This is a genomic window from Pseudomonas sp. RP-B7 (assembly GCF_059803535.1).
Map to the genome: position 1 here is coordinate 85,259 of NZ_JAPFHC010000003.1, position 12,298 is coordinate 97,556.

The window sequence follows — 12,298 nt, forward strand, 5'->3', positions numbered from 1 at the left end:
GTCCCACCCGGATTGTTGATCATGATCAACTCCCGGCAACGTCGCCCGGCGCAGTCTGGATCAGCGGGAGAGCCTTGCAGCAAACGTCTTGGGCGCCCTGAATATGGGCCAGACACGACCATCAGCCGGAGGTGAATGTTGATAACCAGGACGCCGCGCAGACGGTTTTCGGCCAATGCCACGCCCGGCCCGACGCAACCGCCGGGGTTGCGCCGCCATGCATGAAACACCGGGGCTGGCGGGCGCCGCCGCGGCGCTGGGGATCGGGCTGTTGATCGGTCTTGAGCGTGAACGGCATAAAGGTCGGGGCGACAGCCGTGCCTGTGCCGGGTTGCGCACGTTTGCGATCACAGCGTTGCTGGGTTACGTGGCGATGCAGGTTGGCGGAGCGCTATTGCTGGGGATCGTGGGCGGCTGCCTGGCATTGCTGGTCAGTGTGGCCTATTGGCGCAGCCTGGGCAGCGATCCGGGCGTGACCAGCGAAGTGGCCTTGCTCACTGTGTTGTTGCTTGGCGCACTGTGCGGTACAGCACCGGAACAGGCGATTGCCATTGGCGTGGTGATGGCGGGGTTGCTGGCTTACCGAGAGAAACTCCATCACTTTGCCCGTAGCCAGTTGACCGAAGCCGAGATGCGCGACGGCCTGGTGTTGCTGATCGCTGCGCTGGTGGTGTTGCCGCTGACCCCTGATCGCTTCATCGGTCCCTACTCGGCGCTCAACTTGCGCACCCTGTGCACATTGACCGTGATGCTGATGGCGGTGGGGGCCATTGGCCATATCGCCGTGCGCACGTTGGGTGTTCGCTACGGCTATGTCGTCAGCGCCATCGCCTCCGGCTTTGCTTCCAGCACCATGACCATCGCGGCGATGGGGCACATTGCGCGCAAAGAGCCGGATAACCTCAAGGTATTGAGTGCGGCGGCCATTCTGTCGAATCTGGCCACGGTGGCCCAGGTTGCGCTGATCCTCGGCGCGGTCGATACCGCCTTGTTGCCGTACGTGTGGGGGCCGCTGCTGGCCGGGCTTGGCGTCACGCTGCTGTTCAGCGCTTGCCTGCTCTTCCCGAAAACCGCGGGTATCGCCAGCCGGCCGATCAAGGTCGGCGGTGCGTTCAACCTCAAACTTGCGCTGGCGGTCACGTTGACCATGGCCGGAATGACGTTTTTATCGTCACTGATGCTTGATCGTTTTGGTCAGGCGGGCGTGATGCTCACGGCCATCTTCAGCGGCTTGGCCGACGCCCATTCGTCCACGGCCTCGATTGCCTCGCTGGCCAAAGGCGGGCACCTGGCCTATAGCGCCGTTGCCCCGCCCGTGCTGTTGGCGGTCAGCAGCAATGCGCTGAGCAAATGCCTGTTGGCCTGGATCAGCGGTGGGCGACGCTTTGCCACGTATGTCATCCCCGGGCAGATTCTGCTGACCTCGGCCATGTGGGTCGCGCTGCTGGTGCATTGAACGATGATTTGCCCGATGACTGACAAAGATCAAGTGGGTCGTCGGGCGAGGGGATCAGCCTTGGAGTATTCCTAGCCATCGCTCAAGTGCCGAGGTGCACCATGTCACAGATACCGCGTTTACTCTTGATCGCCCCGTCAGCCATGACCCATACGCCGGCCTTCGAACGTGCAGCGGCGTTGGCGCAAGCCTTGCGACAACCCCTGCATATCGTGGCGTTTGATTATTTACAGGCGCTGGCGGTGGCCGACCTGTTCGCGCCCGAACAGATCGCCGCGGTCCGCGATGCGTATCTGGAAAAGCACCGCCACTGGCTTGAAGAACAGGCGAGCCGGATGCGCGAATACGGTGTCACGGTCACCAGCGAGGTGGTGTGGGTGCGCGATCCGTATGCGGAGATCCTGCACTTCATCAAGGAAATGCCGCTGACGATGATCATCAAGGATGCCCGCGAGGAGTCGGTGCTGAAACGGGTGTTCTACACCCCACTGGACTGGCAACTGTTGCGGGATTGCCCGGTCCCGGTGCACCTGGTGACCAACGCCCAGAACCCGCACCCCCGTCGTATCCTGGCGATCATTGATGTGCTGCGCAGCGAAGACCAGGACCTGGTATTCAACGATCAGATTCTCGCCGCCGCGTCGAAACTGGCCGAGGTCTGCAATGCTCAGGTTGAAGTGCTGCATGCGTACGACTGGACGGCTGCGTACACGATGGACATGGGCTTCGGCGCCTTACCCCTGGCCACCGGCATTTACGAAGCCGAGGGCGTGGCACAGCGTGAAGCGTTCGCGGCGATAGCCGAGCGCCATGGCGTTGCGGCCGACTGCCGTCACTTCATCGAGGGTGTGCCGGTGCCGGTCATTTGCCAATTCGTCGAACAACACCAAGTCGATGTAATTGTGGCGGGTACGGTGCAACACAAAGGGCTGAGCAAACTGTTGGGCACCACTGCCGAACAGCTCCTGCACCGTGCGCCTTGTAGCCTGTTGGCGATCAAGCCGGGCCGAGGGCTATAGCGGCCGCAGCCGGCGAGTGCCCCGACGCTCGTCGGGGCCAGACGTTACAAGCGTAGGCTGTGAATCACCTGGTGGGGGTCTGCAGGATCAGCCTGCCGCGCAAAGCCCAGCGCCTGGGCCAGGTCGCGCATGGGCGCATTGCTGGCGGCATCGACTGAATACATCCGGCGCATACCATTGTTGTGCGCCGCCTTGATCAGGTGCTTCATCAGCAACGTCCCCAACCCCAGATGCGTCCATTCATCCGCGACGGTCACGGCACACTCACATTCATGCTCGCCGGTGGCGGCATAGCGGCTTACACCGATCTCGATCAGTTGACCATTGTCATGCACCAACGCCACGTAGGCCATGCGCAGCCGGTTATCGGTGTCCATCAATTGATTAAGCAAGGTCCCGGACGGCTCGCTGATCTGCCCCAGAAAACGCATGTGCCGCGATTCGGGCGACAAGTGTTTGATGAAAGCGTATTCACGCTCCCGATCCTTTTCGCTCAAGGGCCTGATCAGCACGTGGCGGCCGTCCGTGAGCGCTTCAATCCAGTGTTGGCCGGTGCTCGTGGCATAGATCGTGGCGGCCCGTTCGTTGTGCTCTTTGACGCTAAGCATGAGTAAACCCTCTGTTCGGTTAAAACACGGGCGCGCACAGCACACCCTGTAGACGCTTCTTTTGTACGCCACCGGCGGGGCAAGAATCTGATCTGAATCAGAGATACGGCCTTCTTACGCCACGTTCAGCCCAACAGGGCTGGCGTGATGATGGCAGTGCGGCGTATAAAGTTGCCCTGCAGGGCCCAGAAACAAATTGAAATATCCGCAGCAGCTCTTCCAGTCGCAACCGAGTACTCAGCATGATCGTCAATGTCGCCACTGTTCCAAGCGCAGTCCCTACCACGCCAGCGGCCACCAGTCCCGCGAGCGCAGACACGACTGCCGAGTCGTCGAGCAGCACCACCGCGACTACCGCCACCAGTGCCAGCAAACGCGCAACTGCTGCAGGTGGCGGGGCTTCCGGCAGTTCATCGACGCAAACGTCCGACACCGTCAAACAACTGAAAAAACAGATTGAACAGTTGCAAAAGCAACTTCAGGCCCAGCAGCAGGCGCTGCAAAAAGCCCAGTCCGCCAAGCTAAGTGAAGAGGCCAAGGCAGCTGCGGTTGCCGCGGCCCAGGTGCAGATTGCTGCGACGACGGCGGCATTGCAGACCGCTACCGCAGCGTTGTTGCAGGCAGTGACCGCTGAGGGTAGCGACACGTCGGGTACGTTGGTCAGTACCACCGCCTGAGGCTGGATTTCATCAGAGTGCTCGGCCCAGCGGTTTTAACGCACGCCGTAAAAGTGGTTCAGCACTAACAACTCAACCACCGCCACCATCGTGCAGACCACCAGGAAGCCCGGGGTGAACACCCGCTTGCGATTGGACGTGTAGCCGTCCGGCCAGATCGCCCCCGTGAAGCAGGTAAACAGGAGCACGCAGGCCAGGAGTGCATAGGTCCACGCCTTGCTCGATGTGCCTTGTTTTCGCCATTGTGTCATCCGGGGGCTCCGTCGCTCGGGGGGCGTAGCTTAACGCTTTCGGGGTAGCAACAGCGGGTTATCGTCACCGGCTGCCTCGCAACCTAGACTTCGTGCACGTTCTCCACTCCTCAAATGAGCGCGCGTGCGTACGCGGATCTGGAGCAAGGTCAAAAGTGGGACGTAAGGTTGATCACCTGGGAACCGACGCAACGGCAGAAGCGCGATGACCGGAGTTCTTGGCGGGAAGAGCAGTGTTGCGCAGGTAGCGTGCTGGAGAGGTGCCCAGGGTTTTACGAAACATGGAGATAAACGAGCTGACTGACTCGTAGCCGAGGGCTTCGGCCGTCCTCTGTACCGACAACCCCTCGGCCAGGCTTTGCAGCGCGACAATGATCTGCCACTGCTTGCGCCACTGGCCGAAGGTCAGGCCCGTTTCACCTTTTACCAGGCGCGACAGCGAGCGTTCACTCATGGCCACATGGTGCGCCCAGCTCGCCATGGTGGCGCGGTTGGCTGGATCTTGCGCCAGCGCCCGAGCGATTGTGCGAAGCGCGGTTGATGCCGGCAACGGCAGGTACAGCTGTTCGGTGGGGGCCAGCTCAAGCTCTTCCAGCAACACGTTGGCCAGCCGCGCAGTGCGCGAGTGTGGAGGGTAATTCTGGGCCTGGTCGCTGAGGTGGAGGATCAGCTCGAGGATCAGGGGCGACAGCGCCAGCGTACAGCAGTGGTCTGGCAGTAACGCAACGCCGGGCTCTACGAACAGAAAGCACACCTGCCCGTTGGCTGTCACACGGTTGCTGTGGGCCACGCCCCCTGGTATCCACACGCCAAAACCCGACGGGACCATCCACACGCCGTCCTCGCCCGTACACACAATGCCACCGCCATACGCCACGACCAGTTGCCCCTTGCGGTGCTTGTGTACCGCGGACTCACTGTCGTTGCGTTGTGTTTCCAGCCTCAGTGCGACGGCAGGTTGAACAAGCGTGTCGTACTCGAACTGATCGACGTGTAAAGGTTGGATTTCGGCCATGGCATGCAATCGTGAGGTTGTCTGGATTTGATTATATTCTGGCAGTCTACTCAATATCGGCAGTGGTGGTAATTGCTTAGCATCATCAACAAGCCCCCTGTAGGAAGGGGAGATGCTACAGCCCCTTGAACCCGGTATTTGCCATGTTTAGCGAAGTCTCCATCGCCAACCTGTATTTCCCACCTTTGTTGATCTACCTGGGCGTGTCGGTCCTGGCCTACACGCTTATCGAGAACCTGACCCGCCGCTGGCTGGATTGGGCCTGGCACCCGGCACTGGCGCGTTTTTTTGTCTCGCTCATCGTCCTGTCGACGATGGTCGTCAATTGTTGAGTGGGGCAGGTCATGTCTATCGTCAAAATCCTCAAACCGACGCTTACCCTGTTGCTTGGTTTGCTGGCCCTGGTGTTCTGCCTGCAACTATGGCGGGCGTACGTCCTGGCCCCGTGGACGCGTGACGGGAGGGTCAGTGCGCAGGTTATCCGTATCGCTCCCGAGGTGTCCGGCCAAGTCGATCGGTTGCCAGCCAGGGACAATCAATGGGTGGCAAAGGGCGATTTGCTCTATTGCATCGATGCGCGCGCTTATCAATTGGCCCTACAGCAGCGCACCGCGCAGTTTGCCGAGGCGCGCAGCGTGTTCGAGCAACGCAGCGCCCAACTCAAGCGGCGAGCCCAGTTGGCCGGGGCCATCGCCCAGGAAGAGATTGATAACGCCGCCCGCGACCTGGCCGTTGCCCGAGCGCGCCTGGACGCAGCTGCCCACCAGGTCGCCCAAGCGCAGCTCGACGTGGAGCGCACGACCATTCGTTCGCCGGTAGACGGCTACGTCACTCAACTGCGCCTGCAACCCGGTGACTACGCACAGGCTGGCATTACCAACCTGTTCGTCGTCGATGGCCATAGTTTCTGGGTCACGGCCTATTTTGAGGAGACCAAGCTGCCGGCCGTGCGGGTCGGCTCCCCGGTCTCCATCAAGCTGATGGGGTTTGCCCCACTATTGGAAGGGCACGTGGCAAGCATGGGCAGGGGGATCGCCGATGTTAATGAAGTGCGTAATGCCAACGGCTTGCCCGAGGTGAGCCCGACCTTCAGCTGGATTCGGTTGGCCCAGCGCGTACCCGTGCGCATTGAGTTGGATCAGGTGCCGGAGGGCGTGGAATTGGTGGCGGGCATGACCGCCAGTGTCGAAGTCAAGGAGTCGAACGCTGCGCCACGCTGGCGGCTCACCCAATGGCTGCAGGCGTTCCTGTGATGACGAACCGGCTGACACACCTTTTCGCGAGCATTGCGCGGCCCTGGACGTCCGTCACGTTCTTCTACGTGTTGCGCAGTATCTTGGCTGCAGGTCTGGCGCTGTGGCTTGGCTTTGAACTGCATCTGGACGCCCCGTTCGCGGGCGCATCCACCGTGTTGTTGTTGCTACAGCCCATCCAGGGGGCGGTTCGTGGCAAGGGTGTCTACCGGATGCTGGGTACCCTGGTCGGCCTGGTCGCGGCGGTAGTGCTGACAGGCCTGTTCGCACAACAGATGCTGTTGTTCCTGCTCGGTATCGCTCTGTGGCTGGGCCTGTGCGTCAGTGCAATGACCGTTTTGCGCCATTATCAGGCCACGGCGGCGGTGGTGGCGGGCTATACCGTCTGCCTGGCGCTGGGCCCTGCAATCGTTGCGCCGCAACTGGGGTTTGAGCACATCATCACCCGTGGTACGGCGGTCGCATTGGGGGTGCTGAGCTTGAGCCTGGTGGTCACGCTGTTCAGTGCCAAGACCATGGAGGACAAGGTGCGCAGCGCGCTGGTCGGCATCTGTGCCCGCAGTGCCCGACTGCTCGCCGCGCGACTCACCGGCGAGCCTATCGCGGCGTTGACGGCACAACGTCACCAGCTCGCGATGGACATCGGCAAGGTGGACGATCAACTGGGACTCGCCCGTGGGGAGTCGGCGCTGATTCGCTCCCGGCAACTGGCGATTCAAGCAGGCCTGGCGCATTTGCAATCGGCGGTGCTGGACGTGCACCTGGACGATGCCGCCCGTGGCGTCGATCCCGTGCTGCTGGCGGACAATGCCAGCGCGCTACTGCAACTGAGTGAGCGCCTGGCGGGCAGCCGCTGCACCTTCCAGGTGGCGGCCGATACGGTAGGGCAACTGCGTCGCTTGGCGGATGAGCATGCAGACTCAACTCAAGGCTCGCGGTTGTTCAGCGAACGCTTGCACGAGCAATTGACAGATTTGACTGAGGCCTTGCTGAACTTCTCCAGCCTCGATCAGCGACGCCCGGCGCAGGTCCGCGCCGTGGGCTACCACCGCCATTACGCGGACGCGGCACGAAACGGCATCCGGGCCGTGCTCGCAACCCTGGCCACGGGGGCGGTCTGGTACTTCAGCGGCTGGAATCAAGGGCCGACGCTGCTGGCAGTCTTGGGCCCAGGTTGCACGCTGCTGGCCACGGCCGCGGCGCCGGCGCAGGGTATGGCCAGTTTTATACGTGGCACGCTCTACGCCATTGTGGCTGCCGCGCTGTGCAAGTTCCTGTTGATGCCACAGATCAACGGTTTCCCGCTGTTATTTATGCTGCTGGCGGCGTTCTGGTCGTTCGGGATCCATGCGACGAGCCAACCGCGTCACGCCTTGCAAGGCATCGCCTACCTGATCGGGTTCAACACCCTGGTGAGCACGGGTGCCATCGCCTCCTATGATTTCGCCGACTTTGCGAACCAGGCGCTGGCGTGGATTGTTGCAATGCTGATCTGCTTATTGGCGTTCCAGATCTTGCCCAGAGATCCGGTCAAACATATTCGGGCGTTGAAACGTTCACTGCATAAGCACACACGCCAGCTACTTCGTCTTGCAAGCACGATCGACCACGCTAAATGGCAGGCCAGGCAGCAATCTCGAATCGTCGCGTTGATCAATTTGCTCGGCGCCGATAACAGGCACGATTACCGGGCGGGCTACTTGTCCCTGCAATTGAGTAAGCAATTGCGCCGGTTACAGGGTAAGGCGAAGCGTGTTGAGCCGGGCTCGCCCGTCGCCCGTTGCGCACAAAGCGGCGCCCGGCGGATAGCTCGTTGGGCGGGTGACCCGGCGATCTGCGCGGCGCAGGCTCGCCGCACATCAAGGTCGATGAGAAGGCTTGGCGCGCACGCTTTAGCGACCTGTTACCACGACTTGGCCTGGCTGCTGGAGCAATACGCGCAGCTCGCGCGTTCCACGCCCTGAGTCATACACCCAGGCATGACCGCATGGCACCACACGGGCGCCGTAGGCTTCTGCGCGCCGACTATTTGGATTTCAACCAACCCAGGTGATACGTAATGAAAAAACTGACACTCGTAATGGCAACCGCGTGGATAGCCTGCGCGCCACTCTCGGCCTTGGCTTCTGACGGCGCGGAAGCACTGATGCGGTGGCATGAGGCATTCCATAAAGAACAACACCGGCAACAGACAGCTCCCCGGCAAGACGCTGCTTCCAAGCGCAACGACTCACCCACCCAGCCCATCGAGAAGCCTGGGCGTCGTTGAGCTGCCAGTTTCCGGTGCACCCCTGTCACGGCAGGGCGGCGACGGTTAGAGTGAATTCAGCGCCCTTATGAGCTAGCGTTCATGCAAGCGTCTTTCTGATACTTCGCCGGATACCGCCCCTATGAGAGATTTGCCGCCCACCGCGACATTGCGTGCGTTCGAAGTTGCCACGCGCCACCCGACATTCACCGCAGCCGCGCAGGAACTGCATGTGACCCAGAGCGCCGTCAGCCACCAACTCAAGCATCTTGAGGCGCTTTGGGGGCTGCAGTTGTTCGAACGTGGCAAGGCGTTACGCCTGACGGCCGCGGGGGCAACGCTGGCGCCCATCGTGCGCGAATTCTTCATCAGCCTGGAGGCGACTTTGGGCCACCTGCGCGAGCAAAAAGGCCGGGTTCGACTGCGCGTCAGCACCACCTATTCCTTCGCGCTCAAATGGCTGCTGCCACGCTTGCCGCTGCTCTCTCGCCAGCACCCCGAGCTGTTGGTCTCGCTGGATACCACGGACAAAATCATCCATTTCTCTCACGGCCAGGCGGATGTTGCGATCAGGCTCGGCAAGGGTGCTTACCCAGGTCTGTATTCGGAGTTTTTGTTTGGAGAGCAGGTATTTCCTGTGGCCAGCCCTGAACTGCTGCGACGCGTCGGGACACCGCAGAGCCCTGCACAGTTGCTGGATTTTCCACTGCTGACGCGTGATGGTGCCGAGCTGGTACCTAAATGGGAGGCGTGGTTTCAAGCCGTCGGGCTGGCCTATTTGCCGCTCAAGGAAAGCGTCAGATTTGGCGACACCAACATGACGGTCGAGGCGGCCTTGCTCGGCCAAGGCGTGGCGTTGGTGCGCAGCGGGCATGTCGAGAACGAAATCGCCGATGGCCGTTTGGTTCGGCTGTTCGACGTGCCGCTTCCATCGCCGCTTGCGTACTACTTCGTCTGCCCCAAGGGCATCGAATCGCAACCGCATGTCGCCAGCTTTCGCCAATGGCTAGTCAGCGAAGCGCTGAAAGTACAGCGAGTGCAAGCGTAATGCATGAGTATCCGTTCATGCTGCAATGAGGATACTTCGCTTTTGTCTCGAAAACGGATTGCCTAGAGTGGCGCATGCCTATTCATATCGTCTTGCTGGTTCTTTTCGCCGCGCTCCTGCATGCAAGCTGGAATGCGCTGCTGCGCAGTGGTAACGATCGCCTGTGGTCCATGACGGTGATGTGCATTGCCATTGCAATAGTCTGTGCCGTCGCCGCCGCCTTCATGGTCCCACCGGCCATGGAAAGCTGGAGCTACGCGCTGCTTTCGGGGTTACTGCATGTGGGATACAACTTGTTCCTCGTGCGCAGTTACCGAGTTGGCGACCTAGGGCAGATCTATCCGATTTCACGCGGATCGTCGCCGGTGCTGATTACCTTGGGGGCCGCGGTTTTTGCCGGAGAAAGCATCAGCCCTGGCGAGTTGCTCGGTGTGGCGCTGGTGTCAGGCGGGATTGTTTCGCTGGCCTTCAAAGGGCGCAGTCTGTCGGTTCCCAGCTTGCCCTATGCGCTGGGAACAGGCTGCTTCATTGCGGCCTACAGCGTTGTCGACGGCATAGGCGCCAGGCTATCCGGTGCACCGTTGTCCTACGCCGTGTGGATGTGCGCCCTGTGGGGCGTGCTGATGCCGGTGGTTTACATCGGTCTGCGTGGTCCGCGCAGCTTGTTCTCGGTTCGGCCAGGAATGGTTACCGCCATGGGCGGCGGACTGGTCTCTTTGCTTGCGTATGCAATGGTCATCTACGCCATGAACGAAGCGCCCCTGGGCGCGGTCTCCGCGTTGCGCGAAACCAGCGTGTTGTTTGCGTTGTTGATCGGTTATGTGTTCCTCGGCGAGACGCTTACAGCGCGCCGGATACTGGCGTGCGTCGTGATCGCCAGCGGTACCCTCATTATCGGCTGATACGGCCGACTGGCCAGGAGGTAGGTTCAATGATCAACGTCTCAAAGGCACCGCTGATTCTGATCACCGGAGGAAGTCGTGGCGTGGGGGCGGCCACCGCCCGGTTGGCTGCCGCACGCGGTTATGACGTCGCCATCAGCTACGTCGCCCACGAGGCCGCCGCGCTGGCAGTGGTTGGGGATGTCGAAGCACTGGGGCGCAGGGCGTTGGCGGTGCGCGCCGACAGTGCGGACCCGCAACAGGTGGCCGATTTGTTCGCAGCCATCGACCGCTCGTTCGGACGTATTGACGTACTGGTCAACAACGCCGGGATGCTGGCGCCTCAGTCACGCCTGGAAGGCCTTGGCTTCGAGCGGATGCAGCGCATTTTTGCGGTCAATTCCATTGGGCCGATACTCTGTGCCCAGCAGGCGGTGAAGCGCATGTCTTACCGTCACAACGGCCCGGGCGGCGTGGTGATCAATGTCTCTTCGGCCTCGGCGCGTCTCGGCAGCCCCAATGAATACATCGACTATGCGGCCTCAAAGGGCGCCCTGGAGACGTTTACCATTGGGTTTGCAAAGGAAGTGGCCCGGGAAGGCATACGCGTCAACGGTATTCGCCCCGGGCATATTTACACCGACATGCATGCCAGTGGTGGCGAGCCGGGCCGGGTCGATCGGGTCAAGGACTCGATCCCCATGGGGCGGGGTGGCCAGCCGGAGGAAGTGGCACAGGCGATTCTATGGCTTGCCAGCGAGCAGGCATCATTCGTCACCGGCACATTTCTCGACGTGACGGGTGGTAAATAAGCCAGCGCCACGGATCAGCGACTGCGTGCGCTCGGCTTCAACGGGCAGTCGCCTACCTGACCTTGCGACTCAAGCCAGGTGTGTTGCCCGTAATGCGTTTGAAGGCGCGACTGAACGCGGCCTGGGAGGTGTAGCCCAAACGCTGCGCTACCTCTTCAATCGGCAGCCGTTCGAGGGTCAGCCACTGGCTTGCAAGGCGCATTCGCAGTTCGGTGACATAGCGCAGCGGGCTCATGCCGATCGTTACCTGGAAGCGGTCCGCGAAGACCGAGCGTGAGGTATTGCATTGCTCTGCCAACTGCGCAACGGTCCAGTCACGGCCCGGTTGCTGGTGCAGTGCAAGCAGGGCGCCGGCCAAGCGTGGATCGCGCAAGGCGGCGACCAAGCCAGAGGCATTCCCGCAGGCGCACTCCACCCAGCCGCGCACGACCATGGCCGCCACCACGTCGGCCAAGCGCGCGAGGATACCGGCGAAGCCGATACGTGCAGCGCTGACCTCGCGTTCCATGGTGGCCAGGATAGGCACCAGTCCGGGGTAACGCTGGCCGCCGGCGTCGATCAACATCAGGCCCGGCATCAGCCGGCCAAGGCCGTGGAGACTGCCCAGTTCAAACTCCATGCAGCCACTGAACACAATAGTGCTCGGCGTGGGGCTGCCACCGGTTCCGGTATCCACCGCGCTGACGGCTTCGCCGAGGGGGGCGCCGTCTAGAAGGTCGATGTCTTGAACAGGCACGTGAGGATCGGAAAACAGTTGATGGGCCGCGCCATGGGAAATGAACACGGCGTTGCCCGCACCCAGCGCGTAGGTGGTTCCGTCCTCCATCCGCAGCACCGCATTGCCGACGGCCATGAAGTGGAACCAGGCATGCCCAGGTTTTTCAGCAAAGCCCAAACCGAAGGTGGGTCCCGCTTGAATACGCCGGTATTCGACGCCGCGCAGGCGCATGCCGCGTAACAGTTCGGTGATGAGGTCCGAGGAGAGCGCAAACTGATCTGTAGGCATTGTTCAGGTGTTTTGGTCAAAAAG

Annotated in this window: 13 protein-coding genes; 9 read left to right on the top strand and 4 right to left on the bottom strand. The window is 61.5% G+C overall.

What is annotated here, in order from left to right:
* Window positions 1–217 precede the first annotated feature (217 nt).
* Together OPU96_RS04600 and OPU96_RS04605 are read left to right on the top strand one after the other, a co-directional pair.
* Window positions 218–1,456 carry an MgtC/SapB family protein gene (locus OPU96_RS04600; RefSeq protein ID WP_498558822.1) on the top strand — a complete coding sequence of 413 codons (1,239 nt, stop codon included), beginning with the start codon at window positions 218–220 and terminating at the stop codon, window positions 1,454–1,456.
* Between the two features lie 101 nt (window positions 1,457–1,557).
* Complete coding sequence (locus OPU96_RS04605) at window positions 1,558–2,475, top strand: universal stress protein (RefSeq protein ID WP_226456893.1); 918 nt, start codon at window positions 1,558–1,560, stop codon at window positions 2,473–2,475.
* A 44-nt stretch (window positions 2,476–2,519) separates the two neighbouring features.
* Here the strand turns inward: OPU96_RS04605 and OPU96_RS04610 are convergent, their stop codons facing one another.
* Window positions 2,520–3,083 carry a GNAT family N-acetyltransferase gene (locus OPU96_RS04610; protein WP_498558718.1) on the bottom strand — a complete coding sequence of 188 codons (564 nt, stop codon included), beginning with the start codon at window positions 3,081–3,083 and terminating at the stop codon, window positions 2,520–2,522.
* A gap of 242 nt (window positions 3,084–3,325) precedes the next feature.
* Between OPU96_RS04610 and OPU96_RS04615 the strand changes: the two genes are divergently transcribed.
* The gene (locus OPU96_RS04615) at window positions 3,326–3,760 is read left to right on the top strand and encodes a hypothetical protein (protein ID WP_226456891.1); all 435 of its coding nucleotides are present in this window, start codon (window positions 3,326–3,328) and stop codon (window positions 3,758–3,760) included.
* A gap of 35 nt (window positions 3,761–3,795) precedes the next feature.
* On the opposite strand, the gene OPU96_RS04620 is transcribed toward OPU96_RS04615, so the two are convergent.
* Together OPU96_RS04620 and OPU96_RS04625 are read right to left on the bottom strand one after the other, a co-directional pair.
* Complete coding sequence (locus OPU96_RS04620) at window positions 3,796–4,011, bottom strand: hypothetical protein (RefSeq protein WP_226456890.1); 216 nt, start codon at window positions 4,009–4,011, stop codon at window positions 3,796–3,798.
* Between the two features lie 172 nt (window positions 4,012–4,183).
* A complete protein-coding gene (locus OPU96_RS04625) occupies window positions 4,184–5,026 on the bottom strand; it encodes an AraC family transcriptional regulator (protein ID WP_192299974.1) in 843 nt (280 codons plus the stop codon).
* Window positions 5,027–5,169: 143 nt separating this feature from the next.
* Here OPU96_RS04625 and OPU96_RS04630 point away from each other — a divergent pair, with 143 nt between their 5' ends.
* The 6 genes from OPU96_RS04630 to OPU96_RS04655 all read left to right on the top strand — a co-directional run bounded on the left by OPU96_RS04630 (window position 5,170) and on the right by OPU96_RS04655 (window position 11,268).
* Window positions 5,170–5,358 carry a DUF1656 domain-containing protein gene (locus tag OPU96_RS04630; RefSeq protein ID WP_192299975.1) on the top strand — a complete coding sequence of 63 codons (189 nt, stop codon included), beginning with the start codon at window positions 5,170–5,172 and terminating at the stop codon, window positions 5,356–5,358.
* Window positions 5,359–5,370: 12 nt separating this feature from the next.
* On the top strand, window positions 5,371–6,279 hold the full coding sequence (locus OPU96_RS04635) for an efflux RND transporter periplasmic adaptor subunit (RefSeq protein ID WP_498558719.1): 909 nt from the start codon (window positions 5,371–5,373) through the stop codon (window positions 6,277–6,279).
* The gene (locus OPU96_RS04640) at window positions 6,279–8,243 is read left to right on the top strand and encodes an FUSC family protein (RefSeq protein ID WP_498558720.1); all 1,965 of its coding nucleotides are present in this window, start codon (window positions 6,279–6,281) and stop codon (window positions 8,241–8,243) included. Before OPU96_RS04635 ends, OPU96_RS04640 begins: the two co-directional genes overlap by 1 nt.
* Before the next feature lie 426 nt (window positions 8,244–8,669).
* Window positions 8,670–9,575: a transcriptional regulator GcvA gene (gcvA, locus tag OPU96_RS04645; RefSeq protein WP_498558721.1), complete on the top strand. Its 906-nt coding sequence runs from the start codon at window positions 8,670–8,672 to the stop codon at window positions 9,573–9,575.
* 74 nt (window positions 9,576–9,649) lie between these two features.
* Complete coding sequence (locus OPU96_RS04650; protein WP_226456884.1) at window positions 9,650–10,477, top strand: DMT family transporter; 828 nt, start codon at window positions 9,650–9,652, stop codon at window positions 10,475–10,477.
* Between the two features lie 29 nt (window positions 10,478–10,506).
* Window positions 10,507–11,268 carry an SDR family oxidoreductase gene (locus OPU96_RS04655; protein ID WP_498558722.1) on the top strand — a complete coding sequence of 254 codons (762 nt, stop codon included), beginning with the start codon at window positions 10,507–10,509 and terminating at the stop codon, window positions 11,266–11,268.
* Between the two features lie 52 nt (window positions 11,269–11,320).
* Here OPU96_RS04655 and OPU96_RS04660 read toward each other — a convergent pair whose 3' ends face one another.
* Window positions 11,321–12,274: an AraC family transcriptional regulator gene (locus OPU96_RS04660; protein ID WP_226456882.1), complete on the bottom strand. Its 954-nt coding sequence runs from the start codon at window positions 12,272–12,274 to the stop codon at window positions 11,321–11,323.
* Between the last annotated feature and the right edge of the window lie 24 nt (window positions 12,275–12,298).

Bases quoted from the DNA above. Each gene is read 5' to 3' on its own strand.
- OPU96_RS04600 (WP_498558822.1), top strand. From the start codon at position 218: ATGCATGAAACACCGGGGCTGGCGGGCGCCGCCGCGGCGCTGGGGATC.
- OPU96_RS04605 (WP_226456893.1), top strand. From the start codon at position 1,558: ATGTCACAGATACCGCGTTTACTCTTGATCGCCCCGTCAGCCATGACC.
- OPU96_RS04610 (WP_498558718.1), bottom strand. From the start codon at position 3,083: ATGCTTAGCGTCAAAGAGCACAACGAACGGGCCGCCACGATCTATGCC.
- OPU96_RS04615 (WP_226456891.1), top strand. From the start codon at position 3,326: ATGATCGTCAATGTCGCCACTGTTCCAAGCGCAGTCCCTACCACGCCA.
- OPU96_RS04620 (WP_226456890.1), bottom strand. From the start codon at position 4,011: ATGACACAATGGCGAAAACAAGGCACATCGAGCAAGGCGTGGACCTAT.
- OPU96_RS04625 (WP_192299974.1), bottom strand. From the start codon at position 5,026: ATGGCCGAAATCCAACCTTTACACGTCGATCAGTTCGAGTACGACACG.
- OPU96_RS04630 (WP_192299975.1), top strand. From the start codon at position 5,170: ATGTTTAGCGAAGTCTCCATCGCCAACCTGTATTTCCCACCTTTGTTG.
- OPU96_RS04635 (WP_498558719.1), top strand. From the start codon at position 5,371: ATGTCTATCGTCAAAATCCTCAAACCGACGCTTACCCTGTTGCTTGGT.
- OPU96_RS04640 (WP_498558720.1), top strand. From the start codon at position 6,279: ATGACGAACCGGCTGACACACCTTTTCGCGAGCATTGCGCGGCCCTGG.
- gcvA (WP_498558721.1), top strand. From the start codon at position 8,670: ATGAGAGATTTGCCGCCCACCGCGACATTGCGTGCGTTCGAAGTTGCC.
- OPU96_RS04650 (WP_226456884.1), top strand. From the start codon at position 9,650: ATGCCTATTCATATCGTCTTGCTGGTTCTTTTCGCCGCGCTCCTGCAT.
- OPU96_RS04655 (WP_498558722.1), top strand. From the start codon at position 10,507: ATGATCAACGTCTCAAAGGCACCGCTGATTCTGATCACCGGAGGAAGT.
- OPU96_RS04660 (WP_226456882.1), bottom strand. From the start codon at position 12,274: ATGCCTACAGATCAGTTTGCGCTCTCCTCGGACCTCATCACCGAACTG.